Below are 17,413 nucleotides of genomic sequence, written 5' to 3'. Positions count from 1 at the left end.
GTTTCAAGAAAGGCATGTAAATAATGAAAAAGGAGGGAAGCGATTTTCAACCGCTTCTCCCCTTCGTAAAAACCAGCATAAATAATTTTCACATCCATAGTTTTTGAAAAAATTAATCGTAGATTCCCCAGTCATAGATGAAATAATGACCATCCGATTCCCCGAAGAAATGGTCGTATACGGATCCTTTTCTAATCAATATGGCTTCAACATTGGTTAAGCTTCGTGTAAACTGTTCAATCTTTGGGCTTGGTTTGTTCAAAGCGATAAATTCCCCTTTGACACTTGAAACCAGCCGCTCAATATGAGCTGGTTCGAAGACTAGTCGGTGCCACTTGAAGAAGTATTCATGAATCCATATATTTTTCATTGCTGCTGTCCATTCTTCATCTGTTTCACGCGCTTCTATCCAAATGTCCCAATCTTCCATTGCATACAAATATCTTTTAAATAAGGCAGAATAAGCTTCTACCCAGTTGTTGAATTGACTTTTTTCAGCAAACACAATGAATGACAACATGTGCTCATCCTCGATTTCGAAAAGATCGATTGATAGCTTCGATAATTTTGCATCTGTAATTAATTTAGCGAAGTTATCCCTGTCATAGATCAATTGCCGAATTTCATCACCCATGTTCCTCTTCATTCCGAGCAGCTGATTGAAAATTGACTGTAGCTTCAAGTTATTCTCTCCTTTTTAAATGTAGTATGAATTTCAAAAGCTTATAATTACTTTATAGATAGCATTTTTTAATGCACTATAGAAGCTCTATTTCTTATTCCATTAACAATACGTTAAAGGAGGTTGAGCATGAAGCTCTTTTCCAAATTCGCTTTTTTGCTGCCGTTTTTCAGTTTTTTGCTGATATTTTTTGAACTGTATGCACAGCCAGCGAAGTCGCTTGTATATACAGCGATAGATCCTTTATTCGGATTGATCCGTTCCTTATTGCCGGCGGCTATGGACTCGCTGTTTTTTCTCTTGCCTCTTCATTTTCTGCTGGCGTTCGCTTATGGCTGCGCCATTGATTGGTTGATCAAAAAGCTTAAAAAAGTTCCGTAATACGAATAGTGCGCGGCACCTCCTATCCAATGGAGGAGGAACACATCTAAAAGGATAAAAATGACCTTTTCAATGCTCCCTAAATCCAATCATGGCCATTTTCAAGAATGAATTTCATTTCATTTTGATAATGGTCCACGTGTCCTTTCTCCAGCATTTTTTGGAAAGCCGGCTCCCCTTCCTGCGCTTTTCTTACGATCGTCTTGCACAACCCTTCCAGTCGAAGCACGACCATCTCCAGAAAATCTTCTTCAACTTCTTTGCCATAAGCCTCAAAGAATATATTAATCCGCTCTTTTATTCGGTCCGCATCTTGGGCAGCGTCATAGCAAACTACTTCCTCGGCTGATGTCGACAGATTATATCTACTTAAGGGAATACATGTGTATAGGGCGTATGCTATATCCCATAGCCTAGGACCGGGACCCGCATGATCGAAATCAATGATAGCTATTGGTGTCTTATCTTTAAATATAAGGTTGTAGATGGCAAAATCATTATGGCATAACACTTCATGGTTCGATGGCGTATTATCTAACGATGGCCAGGTGTCATTAAATGAAAAATCGCTTACTGCATCGTGGTATTGGCGAAGTATTTTCGCTATTTCTTTCAAAGCGTCGTTTGACCACATATATTCTTTAACCGGATAATTACCGGCTTCCCCTTCTATGTACGTTAAAATTTCTCTTCCGTCTTCATCTATCCCTAGAAATTGGGGTGCCTGAGTAAAACCTTTGGTTTCCAAATGCTTCAACAACCCATGAATTTTATAACTGTCCGTCTTTAAGTCACGGCGTACAGTGTTTCCTCTGCGAAAGACATTCGAAACATTTCCACCTGGCAATTTTTCTTCATCTTTATGATCGGACATCCTGTTTTCCCTCCTTATTCTCCTGAAATATCGAAAACCGTTACCTCGGTATCCAATAAAGACAACGAAACAGCTTTTCTTCCATTCGATCCGCAAACATTTGCCACCTTCATCCCGTCTAGTTCTTCTAAATAGGTTTGATGCTTTTTTAATTCGCCCTCGGATTATTTATGATTTCTTTTGCCTTTTCTTCCGGCGAACCGTCCCGCTTATTCCAAAATTCATATGCACGATGTTCCCAAGCACTTTTATTGATTCTGCTCTGTTCACGCATTGGAGTTCTCCTTCCCTAATAAATTCCGTTTCTTTTTCTAACTTCATAATAGCAATAATCTCCATAAATGGTTCACAGTTTGTGAAAACGAAAACCGTTCGTCTAAGTACAGGGAGAATCCCTTTTTATCTTTGCCGGTCCTGAGGCCGCTTCAGAAAAATGCAGCCGTAGAAAATTCTCAAATTAAAAAGCCCAGCTTCTCTGTAAATCAAAATAGAGAAATTGGGCTTTTCAGCTCCTTCATTTGTTTAGTGAATTCATTAACTGGAAGAAGTATTCGGGTTCATGTGTCTTATTTAAGCTATACCATGAATTCAATGCATCTGGTGAAACTAGATCCAATTCCCTCAATACTTCCACCGCAAATTCCAGCGGCGCTATTCCGGATGCCGTAATTAGATTCCCATCCGATACCGCAGATTTCAACTCATAAAAACCTTCCCCTTTATAGTCAGGGCAGACCATTTTGGTATACTCCAAGTTATTGCTTGTATGCCTTCTAGTATCTAAGTATCCCCTATTCGCAAGAGCCTCAATTGCACCGCAAATGGCAGCAACAATGACGCCATGCTTTAAAGCTTCGCCCACCCGTTCCAAGACAGGTTGATGAATCTTTTCATTCCAAGTAGTTCCTCCAGGCAAAATCAAAAGATCATTCCTCTCAAGCATGCATTCGTTGAGTGAAAAATCCGGTTTTAAGTGCAGCCCTCCCATCGTCGTAATCATCTCTTGGTTCGCTCCTACGGTAATGACCTTTATAGGGGCTGCCCCTTTTTTGAAATATCTTCCTGAGTTTAGTTCAGCAATTAAATGACCATATTCCCAATCCGACATGGTATTAAATACATAAAGATACACTTTTTTTGTTTGCATCCATTGACACTCCAATCACATTTAATAAAGCAATTATAAAATGACTTCCCTGACAACTAGTGTCAGGGAAGTCATCATACTTCATGAAATTTAATTAAATCTACTAGAACTTCGACAATTCTATTCTTAAGACTGATTGGCTCAATCACTTTAACGGATTTATTGTACGGCAAAAGCAAATAAGGGACATACGTATGGATCACATCTTCTTCAAGAAGAAAGACGGCTTGAGTTGGAGTCCGTTCTTCGAGATAATGTCCTAAAAACCAATGTCGGCACACATCATCCAATACGTTTTTACTCCCGCTAAGAACCAACGGAATAACCCCTGCTTGCTCTTCCATCGTCGGCAGAAGATTTTTTATGAAAAAGTCGCGTGCCGAAAAATTTTCTGGCCGGATAAAATTGTTCTCAGTCAGCAGCAGACTTTCAATCCGATCCACCCTAAAGCTGCGGATATCGTTCCTCAAATGGCAAAATCCGATCATATACCATTTCTGATTCCAATAAAGTATTCTGTACGGATTGATCAATCGATCAACTGAATGGGTTTCGCCGCTTTTTTGGTAAACAACTCTTATGGTGTGCCCGGCAACTAAAGCTTGCTCCAATTCCTTCAAAAACGGTTCTGCAGAAATCGAACCGCTCCGGCTGATTACTTCAAGGTTCGTGACATGTTGGTTGACCTTTGTTTTCTGCTCCTGATTGGCGTGATTGCTTAATTTTGAAATGGCCCTATTTAGGGCTTCCCCTCCATAATATCCCGCTTCTTCTGCAAATACAGCCGCGTGAAAAAGGGAAGTCTGCTCTTCGAAATCAAAAAAAAGAGGAGCCTTTATAAAATTGTTCAATAACGTGTAACCCCCATTATGGCCCGGTTCTGAAACGATGGGGACGCCACTTGTTGAAATTGTATCGATGTACCGATATACCGTCCTAATATTCATCTCCAGCTTTTCTGAAATTTGCTTCGCCGTAATTTTTTCACCTGAACGAAGCATCCAGAGGATCGCCAGCATATTGTCGATCTTTGGCATATGATTCCACCTTTATATGTAATTCTTTTTGTTTATGTACTAAATTCAATTGATCTGTAGAAGAGTCTACTTCTTTTAAATATGACTTCTTTTAATCTATCTTTACGAAACTACTTAGCATGGATGAAAAATTTCTCAAGGGGCAATTTCGAGGATCCTTCCAGTGTCCGGAATAAAGAGAAAGGAGATGTGCTCCTGGCTTGATGGCACGGTTCCCACAAAAGCATAGCCCCATCTTGGCGCGAAGGGGTTCCAGGAATCTTCCCGATCGAGAGGCAAGTTGTCTTGTTCGGTCAACTTCAGGTCTTGGCCATAGGCGTCCAAGATCTCCTCTTGGGCTTGCTGATGAGTGAATTCTGGCAACGAAAAGAAAATCGACGCTCCCACTACCAGCACAAAAAAGAAATAAGCGCCATACCGCTTTTCCGGCATAAGGTGTTTATAGACGATGACATGGAGGCTTAAGAGGATAATCGGCGTATTCAAGAGCATCACATTGAGGTAAATTTGCGCATTTACAATAAAGAGAAGAAGCAAAACAACGAGGGATAAGAACAGCCCAACACCATATTTTTTCAACAAGTTACCTCCTGGTTCTGTTGGCATGAACGAAATTCGTCAAGAATAAATCACTAAAGAATGCTTGCTTAAAGTAAACCGAGTGCGGCAAAGGAAAAGGCGAAACCAGTAAAATCAAGGAATTACATGGATCTTATTCTAGGTATCTTGGCATTTCCGTATTTCTGAGCAACTCAAAATTATCAGTAATCTTTATGTAACTTAATTATCATTAACTTACCTTTATACTTAAAATTCATGATGCTCTTAACTAAATAAAAACAAATGAATTTTTAAATATGAACTTAGACTTTGTTTTTTTGAAGAAGTGAAATTATTTCTTTATTCTGCTCGATTTGAGTTTCACTGTTAATTTTCAATTGGCGAATCCACCTAAGTATAAATGTGAGAATTAATATTGGCAAAAAGCCAAACAACATAGTAAAGAAATCCATTTAAATTCCTCCTTCTGCATAAAGTAATGTTTCCTAGTCTTGAATGAAACTTAACTGTACTTAAGTAACATTCGCTTCACAGTCTTTGGCCCACAATTTCCACTTGAACTTTGCAGAGACTTTATTCTTTTTAAATCTCCTGAATAGAATTGAAACTCTTACTCTAAATATACTTTGAACTTAATATAGTTGCTAGATAATTTTGGGAATAAATCCATTCGTCAAAGTATACTTATACAAACTAAAAGGAAGAGAAGATGGATAATATTCGCCTCTTCTCTCCCTCTGTATTCTGACAGCTTCTAATGGTCCCTCATATATAAACTAGATTTAGATAACCCCCTTTTATATAATTTAAACATCTTTTTTGTAACATCTAGCAACCTATCTTTTTCGACACTCCATTTTATATGGCAATAAAACTTTTTTGACTCTACTGCTTCTTTTTTATTTCTCTATGACCTTCAAATACACTTTAAAACTAGTTCAATATTTATAAAAAATAATACTAATGCATTCGTAAAAGTACATTTATATTGACGAAGGAAGAAACGCCCGTAATGATTAGCTCAGTTTTTCCTGTTTTTTTGCTATGAGGCTAACCACTAATCCTGACAAGTATTAATATGGATACAAGAATATAGTTAAAAATATATATTACTTAAGCAATTTAACAGCCTAGACTAAACGACTCTTGCCATCAAAAACTACAGATAACTATATTTTGAAGAGAAGAGGATTAAAATGAAACGGCAACAGAAAGATTCAATATCGGCGGGTCGCCGTCATACTGTCGGACTTCGATCAGGTGGCACCGTGATAGCTGTAGGTGATAATAAATATGGTCAATGTGATGTCAATGACTGGCACAATATCGTGGCAGTCACTGCCGGCAGTGTTCATATGGCAATAAACACGGGAAATGCCCATACAGTAGGGCTACGATCGGATGGCACCGCAACAGCAGTGGGATGGAATGATAATGGTCAATGTGAGGTAAATGACTGGCGAAGTATTGTAGCGGTAGCTGCAGGTTGGCGTTTTACTATTGGGCTTAAATCGGATGGCACGTTGGTTACTGTTGGACGAAATAATGAAGGTCAATGCAATGTTATTGACTGGTATGATATTAAGTCGGTAGCTGCGGGAGATTGGCACACCATCGGTCTTAAATCGGACGGGACAGTAATAGCTGCCGGGAATAATAGCAAAGGTCAATGTGATGTAAGTGGATGGCGTAACGTTATAGCGATAGATGCAGGTTATCTTCACACCGTTAGTCTAGCAGCAGATAGTACAGTGACAGCTGTGGGTGATAATAAACTTGCGCAATGTAAGGTCAGCGATTGGCAAGATGTACTAGCGATAGCAGCAGGCAGTAGACACACCGTTGGTCTTCAATCTAATGGGAAGGTAGTTGCGACTGGTTGGAATGAATATGGTCAGTGCAATGTTGCTGAATGGTCCGATATAGTCGCCATAGCTGCAGGCTGTAGCCATACCATCGGACTTAAATCAGACGGTACGGTCGTTGCTGCAGGGGACAATAGGTATGGCCAATGTAATGTTAGCGATTGGCACAAAATTAAGCTTCTCGACAACCAATGAACTAAGGGTGGCAGCGCCCATTTCTTTTATATACAAATTTAAGGGATATTTAAACAAAAGGAAGGAAAGAAGCCAAAACCTAATACTTCTTCCCTTCCTATAAATTCATGATATGTAAACTTGAAAAAACTTCATTTTAATTTCTTCAATTTAAATTCAACTTTTTATAGCGAAGAAAATAATAGATCAATTGCTCATTACACCCCAGCCGTCTAAATACCCGTTATAAGGTTTGCATACCTCATTCAGTTGTTTCTGTATTTTAATAATATCTTCATGAATTAGAAGCATCTCTACTATGCAATAACAAGTCCATTCTTCAGATTCTTCATCTTGCTCGATTTCGCAATTAAATCCGCTGCTTCTTAATGTTTTCAGAATGGACTCGCCATTCTTTTTGTTGGGAACAGCCACAAAAAACTCAACATGTTGAGGCGTTTTAAAATCAATACCTTCTTTATAAAGCATTTTTAACGCTTGTCCATCTTCATCATTTGGAAATTTTTCCGAGAACAAATTCAAATTTTTCTCCTCCTTGTTTTAATATAGAGTTGTTCTTCATCTCTACCTAACTTTCGAACCTCCCCCTAATCTTACATAATTTCATAAAGTTCGGGTATCTAACCCTAGATCATTTATGATTCAAGCTTCAAAACCTTACAGAACCGCATTCTGAATGTATCATTTTTTCTAATGAAAATAGTTCGTAATGATTTTCTAGTGAAGTCAGTAGAATCAGGGAACTGAATGTAACTTAATTAGACATAAGTTACATTCAGATAAAAGTAATAGCGTATTATTTTCCTGAACCTAACTGGTTATGCAAACAACTGTTTCATATCTTCACGGTTATATTCATAGAGCCACTCAGAGTATTTTTCATACAACGGGCGCAATGTCTCTTTATCAGCTGCAATCACTTCACAGCCTCGATCATCGTAAATAAAGAAAATCACATTCTTGGTGAGGTTGATGAAAAAAGTATCAGGATAATACATCCCCTTTTCTCTTCTGAATTTAGGCTTCAAGGGGAAATCTTCGTTACAGGCAGCCTGGATCAGCTGATGGTAACGTAAATCATGTTTCCTGCATTTCAAATGATATTGCGCAGTATAATAGTCGTCTGCTTCTTCTTCCTCATCAAAAACATAGGGCAGTGTGTTCAGCTTTAGTTGTAAGGTCAAATTTTTATTTTTGACGCCTTTTTTATATACCTTGAACGGCTTTGTTCTTCTGTTGGAATTTTTTAGGTGGTAGACATTCGTTACTAAAACCAATTCATCCTCTTCAGAAAAAAGGTCATTAAAGATTGCCAAGGTTTGCTTGTATGCATTTTCAAACCGTTGCAGATTCAGTTTATCCCCTTCTTCAAACTGATAAATTCCTAGTCCCAGTTCGAAATGAATGCCTGTTTTCCATTGAAGATAAAGGCTTGGTTTTAGAACCAGTCCAGGAAAAGTAGTATGCAAATATTCTTGTAGCTTCACCAATTTATATGCTCCTCTTTTGAAAAAATTTCTTAAAACTGAATGTAACTTAATTCACAATAAGTTACATTCGGAACTACTGATAATTCAACTAGGCTTAAAAGTTCTTGAATTTTCTTTAAGCTAATTTAGTTTGATTAGTAAACCTATTTAATCACATTATACTTTTGCAACCACATGCCAATTACAATAGCTATTGGTAGTAAACTTAGAATAAAGAGAAGAAGTTTTGCAAACACTAGCGGAAGTAACGAAAAAATTGCCGAATAAGGATCTTTTCTCGCTTTTTCTTGGCTTTTCCTATTCATTTTGTAAGCAGAGACAAGACCAGAAATCCCTATAAATAAAAGAAATGCAGATAATAATATTTCATATAGCATTATTTATAACCTCATACCATCCTTGTAGATTCAACCTTCTATCTCCATAGCTTTCTAAATGTAACTTAACTGCACTTTTATTACATTCAACTACAAACAGAATGACAATTTATAAACAATGATACTTGTCCTTATCTATTACTCGATAAAGTAATACTTCCTGTTCCGTAATGGAGATGAAGTGATACTTTCCTGATGGGTCCAGCCCTCTCAATCTTCCGGGAAGCGTCCCTAGAAGCAACGGTTTCTGTGTATCTAATTCCAAATGGTACAATTTTTGATTTGAATGATACGGGTCAAAAAAGTAAGCATCATTCCCTCTAACACTAAGGGCGTTAGAGCCATGCAGGATTTCAGGAATAGGAAAGGAACGGGCAGTCCGTGTCTCTGGGTTTGCTTGAACCAGTGGGAAATCAGTATAAGGGAATAACCAGATCGTCGCCCCATTTCCTTTACAGAGCGCATAACAATCGGATATATCGGGTCTATCCTTTAAATCGGAAAGGTACCTGAAGAGGACTTTTCCGGTAACATCAAAAAGGACGAGTCCTTCAGTGGAAATTCCACTTCCAAAAACCCCTTCGTCAAAATAACTGATCCAAATGCCTTCCTTCCCCACAACTATATCTTGGATGCCCTCTCCTCCTTGAAATGCATGCATCAGTCCTTCGTTTAAATCGACAATAAAGAGATTACTTTCGTCTTCTTCATTTTCGAATGTAGAAACTAAAAATGTCTGGCGATCAATCCATCTGATACGTGATAAGCTGTATGGGGTAAAGGGAATATCCACCTCCACACCATTCAACTGAATTATGGATTTTTTACTTTCTCTGATTATGACGGCAAACCCATACGATTCTTTCCAATCCGCATCAATGATTTCTGTAAATTCTCTTCCATGAGAACAGGTCGAATAAATGATTTCTTTTGCCAATTTGTGGTTCAATAAAACTCCTCCTAACTCTTATACGCGATGCGTTCATGCATCTATTCCCTCATATATTAACGCTGCGTAATGAAATCCAGATAATACTGGATAGAGCATCGTTCGCAAAAGAACCCTTCTGAGAACTAAATAAGAAGTAACTTTAGGAAGAGTTCTTTTCCTTGCTATAAGTTTTGATATGTATACTCTACTTCTTCTTATATTCCGCTATTTTCTTTAGTTCAATTGCCCGGTCCACAATAAATTGTCTCATATATTTTTCTAAAAATAACTTGTCCGCTATTTTCCCGAAAAGGCCTAGAGGTGAACGATAAACAAATCTGTCTTTCATGATTGTTCCGCAGTCTTTTTCGATAAATTCATGCGTATGGGTAAAAGAATGGAATGCCCCTTTCACCATCTCATCTGTGAATCGATAGGGTTTCTCCATTTCGATAATTCTAGCAGTGAGCTTTTGCTTCACACCAAAATGAATAGCTTCCCAAGTTACGCTGTCTCCTTCTTCCATTAACCCTGTTGTTACTCCTGCAATAGCTCGTTCCTTTGTCTTAGCAGTAGTTTCGGTATGTATATCAACATTTCTGGCAAGATCGAAACAAACTCTGATTGGAGCTTGGATATAAATTTCATGCATAATAATCGGCATAAGTGAAATTCCTCCTAACTATCTTCTTTATCTTTAAAGTCTCTCAACTCAAAGGTTTTTGGACTAAATTATTAAATTCCGTGGGCTTTGATTTATTGTATAGATTGACTACTATATTAACATTCATTTTTACTCAACGAAATAAACTACACTATATAGCCCCTCCAATAAAGCGTTCGTAAAAGTACACATTTACGAACACCCATATGGGAGTAAATAGTGCAAAAAAGAACGTTCGTAAAGGTCCCTAGCCCCTTTACGAACGTTCACTAGATTCTCGATACTTTTACGAACGGTTTTCCCCTTCCAAAAATAGCTGCAACTAAAAAAAGCTGCCCGAATCGCATTCGAATCGGGCAGCTTCCTTGCATAGATTTCAATTTTTGTTAGGAAACTTTAATGGCGACCAGCGCATCGTGGATCGCTTCAAGTTTCGATTCCACCCGGTGCATCAAGTAAAATGACACAAAGATCGGGAATCCCACTTCCTGGATCAACCGCATCCACTCATCCATCCTGTCCACTCCTTTCTACTAGAAAAAGCTCCCCCTTGCAAGGAGAGCTTCAAGCCACTTTGTTTAGATGATGTAATCGACGACGTTGCGTTCGACGATGCGGGCCGCTTTCGCGACGGTGAATGCTGAGCTTTCTACGACGAAGACGTTTTGAGCGATGATCGACTGCATGCCGGTTTGGAGTTCAAGCGGCGTCAGATCCTCTCTTGGATCCTCCACCGACAGCGTCGCTTCCTTGCCTGCCGCTGTCTCGAAAATCAGTTCCAATGTTTTAGCCATTCCTTATTCCCCCTTTTTTAATGGTTACGCGTAAATGTTCTGCCCTGATTGCTTCTCAAGGAACATCAGCGGCTTTGTGCCAAACCCTGCCAGAACGTTCACTGTTGCAACGATTGCATCAGCGCCTGCCAGTTCAGCCACGTTGTGGTACGATTTCAATTTTTTCTTCGTCTTGCCATCTTCGTCAAGGCCATTGTCGAAGGTACAGCGGATGCTTGCGCTTTTGAATTCTGCTACTGCCATGTCGATCACCTCCTTTCATTCGCTATATAGACACAAATGCGGAAAGAGGATACCTTTTTTGATGAATTTTTAAAGAATTGCTTTTATAATAGATGGAGGTACGAATAAATGAGGTGAACAACGTGGCACTTGAAGGCTGGTTTTTATATTTTATCCTTTTCTGGGTCGTGGTACTGGTCGGACTGTTTGCCATTGGCGGCTTTTTCATGTTCCGGAAATTCCTCAAGTCCATGCCGAAAAAAGACGGATTGTCGGATTTGAACTGGGAAGAATACTATGTCGATAAAACCATCCATCTGTGGGGAACGGAAGAAAAAGCCCTATTGAACGAATTGGTGCAGCCGGTTCCGGATCTGTTCCGCCCGGTGGCGAAGCAGAAGATCGCCGGGAAGATCGGCCAGATTCTTTTGGCAGAAAAAGCGAAATCGATCAAGCTCGAACACATTATCCGCGGCTATATCGAAGCGACGCCAAAGCGCGACCATAAATTCCTGCGCAAAAAGCTCGCGGAAATGCAGATTGACGTCCAGCCATATGAACAGTATTTCGGTCACTAAAAAAACGCTGCTCCTCATTGAGGAACAGCGTTTTCTAGTTTTTGTTGCAATTTGCGGTACTGCATGAACATGGCGAGGCGCCAAGGCACGATCATGCCGAACGCGAGCAGCCAGAACATGCCGCCCAGTTCGCCGACATCGATCGTGTCGCTCAGCACCACTTTGCCGACCAGTCGGATCAAAAGCAAGCCGATCAGGATGAAGACGAATGCTTTCGATCGTTTCAAGTAAATGTCGCCGTCCCGGACTTCGAATTTCGATGTCCAGATCAACACGGACGAAAACAGCATGCCGACTGCCAACGCTTCTACGATCTGCAGCGGGGCCACCCGGAAAAACGGGAAGATGAACATCAAGGCACCCGTCGACATGAACAGCGGCGGCAAGATGATCTTCTTGGCCGATGCGGGCTTTTTCGCCGACTTCGAACGGACGAAAATGGCGAGAATCCCCATGCCGAGCGCTCCGACCGTCGTCGCAATCAGCATCAGCTCAGGCGGAATCATTTCAAACATGGGCTCCCTCCTTGCTGCATAGGGCAAATGGCGTTGTTTCTTCTATTATTAATCTTTCTTTCATTTCTCCACCTGCTCTAATTAGTTAAAATCCTTGGAAGTCTCCGAAAAACGGGCTTAAGATACGTATAATATACGTCATTCCGTCGAAGAAAAGCAAGATGCCGACCCCGATCATGACATAGCCACCGGCTTTCATGATCTTCTGGCTGTTGCGGCGGAGCCAGCCCGTCTGTGCGACGAAGAACGATAGCACGAAGAACGGGATGCCGAAGCCAAGCACGTACGCGAGCATATACCAGATGCCCGAACCCGGATTGGTCGCAGCGAGCGCATAGATGGCTGCTGTGATCGGACCGGTGCACGGCGTCCAGCCGGCTGCGAAGGCCACCCCGATGATGAACGTACCCAGGAACCCTGACGGCCGGTTTTTGAACGAGAACTTCCGGTCCTGCATCAGGAACTTCGGGGTAAAGACGCCGATGACGATCAAACCGAAGATCACGATGAAAATCGCGCCAAGCTGGCGGATCAAATCGTCGTAGCGCAAGAACCATTCATAGAAAAATGAAGTGCTGAATCCGAGGGCGATGAAAATCGATGAAAAGCCCAGAAGGAAAAATAGCGTATGGTACATGCCGCGCCGCCGCATGACTTTCTTGTCGTTCTGGATTTCGTCGATCGTCATCCCGGTGATATACGACAAGAACGCTGGATATAATGGCAGCGTACACGGGGAGATGAAACTCAAAAACCCCGCACCGAATGCCAGAAATAAATTGATATCAGTGCCCACACTAGTCACTCCCTTACTTTACTCCCCCTATCTTACCAAATATCCCAGCCCAACACCGCCCCTCTGCCTGTGACATCTTTGTGGACAAAGACGAGCCGTTACGTTTCTCAGGCCATCTAAGCCGTCTCGTGAGACATGTTTCAACGCTCCCTTTCATTTTCTGACGCGCTCTTTGCTGTTTTCTTGTTACGGTTTTGTCTTTTTTTAATAAAACCTTATGTAGTTTTCTACATGTATTTTCTCCATAGATCTTCGCTTCCGCATGTCCATTTCACGTCACCGGAGCATTTTTTTACTGCCCAAAGTATCCGGCTCAGATATTCGGCCCGTAGAGGCTGAAAAGGATCAGCGCGGCGTGCAGCACAGCTTGGAGCAAGATCACATAGCCTTCAGCCAACAGGAAGCTCTTCATGAGCCCTGTCGTTTTCTTCTGCAGGATGTGGAGGAGAACGATCAACAGGTTCGGAAGCGATGCAAACACCAGATTCACCGGTATGATCCAGTAAAGGTTATCGATAATTTCCTGGTTGGTGTGGGCCTGCGCCATGCTCATCGCCATCGCAAAGACGACGCCCGCATGGTACGGGATGAGCAGGGAATTTAATAGAATGAATGTTTTGGTCATCGGCCTCTTCCCTCTCCCTTTCCTTCAGCTATATAAAAAGGCGGCCGAGGCCGCCTCTCCTTCATTCATTTTGCTGTTTCGACAATGCCGTTTTGGAGCAGGTACATCTTGTGGTAGAGCCCGCGCTGCATCAAGAGCTGCTGGTGAGTTCCCCGTTCGACGATTTCGCCGTGGTGGAGCACCATGATCAGATCGGCGTCTTGGATCGTGCTGAGGCGGTGGGCGATGGCGATTGTTGTGCGGCCTTGGCACATATGTTCCAGCCCTTGCTGGATCGCCACTTCCGTTTCCGTATCGATGTTCGCCGTCGCTTCGTCCAGCACCAGAATTTTCGGGTCGGTGGCCATCGTACGGGCGAATGCGACCAATTGGCGCTGCCCGCTCGAGAACGTCGAGCCGCGTTCGGTGACGACTTGCTGGTAGCCGTCCGGCAAGGCATTGATGAATTTATCCGCCTGCACGAACTCTGCGGCTTCGCGCACTTCCTGGTCCGTCATCTTTTGGTTGTGGAGGCGGATATTGCTTTCGATGGTGCCGTAGAACAGGAACGGATCCTGGAGCACCAGCCCGATTTTATTGCGCAGTTCTTCAGTCGCGTAATCCTTCACCGATTCCCCGTCAATCAGGATGTCGCCTTCGGCAAATTCATAAAAGCGCATCAAGAGGTTGATGATCGAGCTTTTTCCGCTGCCGGTATGGCCGACGAGCGCCACGGTCTGGCCTGGAAGCGCCGTAAACGAGATGTTCTTCAGGACGTCCGTCTTGCCGTCATACGAGAACGTCACGTTGCGGAACTCGATTTCGCCTTCGCGGATCTCGCCTGCCGTGTTATTCTGGTGCGGCGCCATGTCTTTTTCGTCAAGCAGCGCGAAGACGCGAGATGCAGCGACAATTGCCTGCTGGAAAATCGACAGCCGCTGCATGACCTGGTTGATCGGTTCGAAAAACCGGTCGATGTAGGTGACGAACGCATAGATGACGCCGACTTCGACCGTGTTCGAAAAAGATGTGATGCCGAAGTAGCTGAGGAGCATGATCAGCGCAAGTGCATAGACCAAGTCGATTGCCGGGCGGAGCAGCAGGCCGTCGATTTTGATGTTGCGCTTGCCCGCCTGCCAATGCTTGTCGTTGATGGTGTTGAACTCATCCTGCAGCCTCGCTTCCTGGCCGAATGCCTGGATCATGCCCATGCCCTGGACCGATTCGGAAATTTTGCCATTGAGCTGGCCGAGCCGTTCGCGCAGGTCCTGGTAGAAGATGGAACTGTATTTGCGGTACAGGTACATGATCCACACGAGGATCGGCAAAAGGAACACCGTGATCAATGCCAGCTTGGCGTTCAAGAAGAACATCGCGATATAGACGCCGACGATCAGGAACGCGCTCTGCAAAAAACCGATGAGCACGCTGACGAACATCTCCTTGATCGCTTCGGTATCATTCGTGACGCGCGACACCATGCTGCCTGCCGGCGTGCGGTCGAAATAGCGCATGCCGAGGTTTTGCACTTTCGTGAACACGTCGATACGCAGCTGCTGGATGATGATCAGCGCCGCTTCCTGGAACTTCAACAATTGAAAATAGCTGATGATGACGTTCGACAGCTGGATGAACGCATAGCCGAGCGCCAGGCCGATGACCGGGCCGCGCGGAAATTCGCCCGGCGTCAAATAGTCATCGATGAACGTCTTGATAAGCAAGGGCCCGAGCACATCGCCGAGTACGGTGAGCACTAGCAAAAATACCGCAAATGCCAGCATTTTTTTGTGCGGGGCGAGGTAGCCGAGCAGCCGCTTGAAGACGAGCCATTGGTCTTTGCCTGTAAGTTCCGGCTGTTTTTCCATCATGCCTCGCCTCCTTTCTCGACCAGTTCCTCGAGTTTCTGCAGTTCATACATTTCGTAATAACGCCCTTTTTTCCGCATCAATTCTTCGTGCGTGCCGATTTCCGCGACCGTCCCATTTTCCATGACCAGGATCTGGTGCGCATGCTGGATCGCACTCAAGCGGTGCGATGTGATGATTGTCGTCTCGCCGGTGCGCATCTTCTTCAGCGAATCAAGGATCGCTTCTTCCGTTTTGGCATCGACCGCAGACAATGAATCGTCGAGGATCAGAAGCTCCGGCTGCATCATGAGTGCCCGCGCGATCGAGATCCGCTGTTTCTGGCCGCCCGACAGCGAAACGCCGCGCTCGCCGACGACCGTGTCGTAGCCGTCGCTGAATTGGAGGATGTCTTCATGGATATGGGCAAGCTTCGCGGCCTGGTGGATTTCGTCCATGGACGCCTCCGGGCGCGCGAAGGCGATATTGCCGGCGACGGTCGCCGAGAACAGGAAATGGTCCTGCGGCACATAGCCGATCGCTTCGCGCAGCCGCTGCTTTTTATAATCGTTGATGGAAATGCCGTCATACGTGATGGTGCCTTCGTAATTATCGAATTCCCGCAGCAAGAGCCGCAGGATGGCGGACTTGCCGGACCCGGTCTTGCCAGCGATGCCAAGCGTCTCGCCCCGTTTGATCGTGAAATGGATATCGCGGAGCGCGGCCCGTTCGTCACCGGTAAACTGGAATTTCTCCAACGAGAACGAAATGTCGCCGGACGGGCGCCGGTCAAGTGCGCCTAAGCGGTCCTCGATTTCCGGCTCCACCGCAAGCAGCCCGCGGATGCGGTCGTAGGATGCGCGCCCCCGCTCGACGATATTGAAGAGCCAGCCGAACGCCAGCATCGGCCAGACGAGCAGACCGAGATAAGCGGTGAACGCCACCAAGTCGCCGATCGTCATCTCGCCGCTGACGACGAAATAGGAACCGAAGCCGATTGCGAGCATGTAGCAGACGCCGATGATGGCGGAAATGGTCGGGTCGAACAGCGAATCCACTTTCGCGACCTGGATGTTTTCAGCCACTACTTTTTCGGACAAGCGCTTGAAATCTTCGACGTCCTCCTTTTCCTGGCCGAACGTCTTGATGACTTTCATGCCCGAGATGCTTTCCTGGGTCTTGTCATTCAGTCCCGAGAATGCTTCTTGTGCACCGTGGAAGCGTTTGTGCAGCAGTTTGCCGTAGTAATTTGTCATGTACGCCATCAGCGGCAGCGGCAGCAGCACGATCAGCGTCAGTTTCCAGTTGACCGTGATCGCCATCGCCGCAATGACGAAACCGCCAGTCGCAATCGAGTCGACAAGCGTTAAGACGCCCGCCCCTGCCGTCTGCTGGACCGCCTGCAGGTCGTTTGTGGCGTGCGCCATAAGGTCCCCGACGCGGCGTTTCTGGTAGAACGCCGGCGACATCTGGGTGAAATGGCGGAACAGCTGCTCGCGCAGGTTCCGCGCCAACAGGATCGATGAACCGAAGATCATCAGCCGCCATGCATAGCGCAGCACGTACATGAGCAGCGCCGCTCCTGCGAGCACTGCAAGCCATTTGATGAGATAGCCTGCAGTCAGTGTGCCGCGGCTGATCTCGTCGACGACAAAGCCGATGATGCGCGGCGGCAGGATGCCGAGGAATGCCACGATCAGCAGCATGAAAATCCCGAGGGCGTATTGCTTTTTCCGTTCGTTGAAAAACCATCCCAGTTCTATAAATACTCGCATTGTCTTTTCCCCTTGCTGTTCGTATGTAGGTAACCTTTTTTATTCTAGCAAATATCAGGAAGCAAATGGGAAAAATAATTC

Annotated in this window: 20 protein-coding genes; 3 read left to right on the top strand and 17 right to left on the bottom strand. The window is 44.0% G+C overall.

Translation table 11 applies throughout. The annotated features are described in order from the left end of the window. Positions 1-112: 112 nt before the first annotated feature. Positions 113-682 (bottom strand): hypothetical protein, encoded by a 570-nt coding sequence (locus ACFSDB_RS14900; RefSeq protein ID WP_204890575.1) that lies wholly within the window; start codon positions 680-682, stop codon positions 113-115. Between the two features lie 129 nt (positions 683-811). Here ACFSDB_RS14900 and ACFSDB_RS14895 point away from each other — a divergent pair, with 129 nt between their 5' ends. Beyond that, on the top strand, positions 812-1,063 hold the full coding sequence (locus ACFSDB_RS14895) for a hypothetical protein (protein WP_204890574.1): 252 nt from the start codon (positions 812-814) through the stop codon (positions 1,061-1,063). 79 nt (positions 1,064-1,142) lie between these two features. On the opposite strand, the gene ACFSDB_RS14890 is transcribed toward ACFSDB_RS14895, so the two are convergent. From ACFSDB_RS14890 to ACFSDB_RS14875, 4 genes are all read right to left on the bottom strand, one after another. Then, positions 1,143-1,937 carry a phosphotransferase gene (locus ACFSDB_RS14890; RefSeq protein ID WP_204890573.1) on the bottom strand — a complete coding sequence of 265 codons (795 nt, stop codon included), beginning with the start codon at positions 1,935-1,937 and terminating at the stop codon, positions 1,143-1,145. Between the two features lie 514 nt (positions 1,938-2,451). Further along, positions 2,452-3,084 (bottom strand): type 1 glutamine amidotransferase family protein, encoded by a 633-nt coding sequence (locus ACFSDB_RS14885; protein ID WP_204890572.1) that lies wholly within the window; start codon positions 3,082-3,084, stop codon positions 2,452-2,454. A 74-nt stretch (positions 3,085-3,158) separates the two neighbouring features. Further along, complete coding sequence (locus ACFSDB_RS14880; RefSeq protein ID WP_204890571.1) at positions 3,159-4,121, bottom strand: helix-turn-helix transcriptional regulator; 963 nt, start codon at positions 4,119-4,121, stop codon at positions 3,159-3,161. Between the two features lie 135 nt (positions 4,122-4,256). Continuing rightward, complete coding sequence (locus ACFSDB_RS14875; RefSeq protein WP_204890570.1) at positions 4,257-4,700, bottom strand: hypothetical protein; 444 nt, start codon at positions 4,698-4,700, stop codon at positions 4,257-4,259. A gap of 1,178 nt (positions 4,701-5,878) precedes the next feature. Here ACFSDB_RS14875 and ACFSDB_RS14870 point away from each other — a divergent pair. After that, positions 5,879-6,742 carry an RCC1 domain-containing protein gene (locus tag ACFSDB_RS14870; RefSeq protein WP_204890569.1) on the top strand — a complete coding sequence of 288 codons (864 nt, stop codon included), beginning with the start codon at positions 5,879-5,881 and terminating at the stop codon, positions 6,740-6,742. A 186-nt stretch (positions 6,743-6,928) separates the two neighbouring features. Here ACFSDB_RS14870 and ACFSDB_RS14865 read toward each other — a convergent pair whose 3' ends face one another. From ACFSDB_RS14865 to ACFSDB_RS14835, 7 genes are all read right to left on the bottom strand, one after another. Continuing rightward, complete coding sequence (locus tag ACFSDB_RS14865) at positions 6,929-7,264, bottom strand: ribonuclease E inhibitor RraB (RefSeq protein ID WP_204890568.1); 336 nt, start codon at positions 7,262-7,264, stop codon at positions 6,929-6,931. Between the two features lie 296 nt (positions 7,265-7,560). Continuing rightward, positions 7,561-8,229, bottom strand: coding sequence for a DUF3885 domain-containing protein (locus ACFSDB_RS14860; protein ID WP_204890696.1), 669 nt, complete (start codon positions 8,227-8,229; stop codon positions 7,561-7,563). 489 nt (positions 8,230-8,718) lie between these two features. Next, complete coding sequence (locus tag ACFSDB_RS14855) at positions 8,719-9,558, bottom strand: TetR family transcriptional regulator (RefSeq protein WP_204890567.1); 840 nt, start codon at positions 9,556-9,558, stop codon at positions 8,719-8,721. A 187-nt stretch (positions 9,559-9,745) separates the two neighbouring features. Further along, positions 9,746-10,204, bottom strand: coding sequence for an SRPBCC family protein (locus tag ACFSDB_RS14850; protein WP_204890566.1), 459 nt, complete (start codon positions 10,202-10,204; stop codon positions 9,746-9,748). Between the two features lie 386 nt (positions 10,205-10,590). Next, positions 10,591-10,719 carry a YvrJ family protein gene (locus tag ACFSDB_RS14845; RefSeq protein WP_204890565.1) on the bottom strand — a complete coding sequence of 43 codons (129 nt, stop codon included), beginning with the start codon at positions 10,717-10,719 and terminating at the stop codon, positions 10,591-10,593. A 63-nt stretch (positions 10,720-10,782) separates the two neighbouring features. Further along, on the bottom strand, positions 10,783-10,998 hold the full coding sequence (locus ACFSDB_RS14840) for a DUF2922 domain-containing protein (RefSeq protein WP_204890564.1): 216 nt from the start codon (positions 10,996-10,998) through the stop codon (positions 10,783-10,785). Between the two features lie 24 nt (positions 10,999-11,022). Next, a complete protein-coding gene (locus tag ACFSDB_RS14835) occupies positions 11,023-11,241 on the bottom strand; it encodes a DUF1659 domain-containing protein (RefSeq protein ID WP_204890563.1) in 219 nt (72 codons plus the stop codon). 122 nt (positions 11,242-11,363) lie between these two features. On the opposite strand from ACFSDB_RS14835, the gene ACFSDB_RS14830 reads away from it, so the two are divergent. After that, entirely contained in the window at positions 11,364-11,798 is a 435-nt protein-coding gene (locus tag ACFSDB_RS14830; RefSeq protein WP_377340535.1) for a DUF2621 family protein, read from the top strand. A gap of 14 nt (positions 11,799-11,812) precedes the next feature. Here the strand turns inward: ACFSDB_RS14830 and ACFSDB_RS14825 are convergent, their stop codons facing one another. The 5 genes from ACFSDB_RS14825 to ACFSDB_RS14805 form a co-directional block, all read right to left on the bottom strand. Next, positions 11,813-12,313: a CcdC family protein gene (locus ACFSDB_RS14825; protein ID WP_204890561.1), complete on the bottom strand. Its 501-nt coding sequence runs from the start codon at positions 12,311-12,313 to the stop codon at positions 11,813-11,815. Positions 12,314-12,398: 85 nt separating this feature from the next. Continuing rightward, positions 12,399-13,109: a cytochrome c biogenesis CcdA family protein gene (locus ACFSDB_RS14820; RefSeq protein ID WP_204890560.1), complete on the bottom strand. Its 711-nt coding sequence runs from the start codon at positions 13,107-13,109 to the stop codon at positions 12,399-12,401. Between the two features lie 313 nt (positions 13,110-13,422). After that, the gene (locus tag ACFSDB_RS14815) at positions 13,423-13,734 is read right to left on the bottom strand and encodes a hypothetical protein (protein WP_204890559.1); all 312 of its coding nucleotides are present in this window, start codon (positions 13,732-13,734) and stop codon (positions 13,423-13,425) included. Between the two features lie 65 nt (positions 13,735-13,799). Then, positions 13,800-15,578 carry an ABC transporter ATP-binding protein gene (locus ACFSDB_RS14810; RefSeq protein WP_204890695.1) on the bottom strand — a complete coding sequence of 593 codons (1,779 nt, stop codon included), beginning with the start codon at positions 15,576-15,578 and terminating at the stop codon, positions 13,800-13,802. After that, complete coding sequence (locus ACFSDB_RS14805) at positions 15,578-17,332, bottom strand: ABC transporter ATP-binding protein (RefSeq protein WP_204890558.1); 1,755 nt, start codon at positions 17,330-17,332, stop codon at positions 15,578-15,580. Before ACFSDB_RS14805 ends, ACFSDB_RS14810 begins: the two co-directional genes overlap by 1 nt. Positions 17,333-17,413 lie beyond the last annotated feature (81 nt).

The sequence above is a fragment of the Planococcus chinensis genome (assembly GCF_042681545.1).
In the GTDB taxonomy this organism is placed as follows: domain Bacteria; phylum Bacillota; class Bacilli; order Bacillales_A; family Planococcaceae; genus Planococcus; species Planococcus chinensis.
Note: the sequence above shows the minus strand (reverse complement) of the source record. Positions and strands in the feature narration are given on the sequence as shown.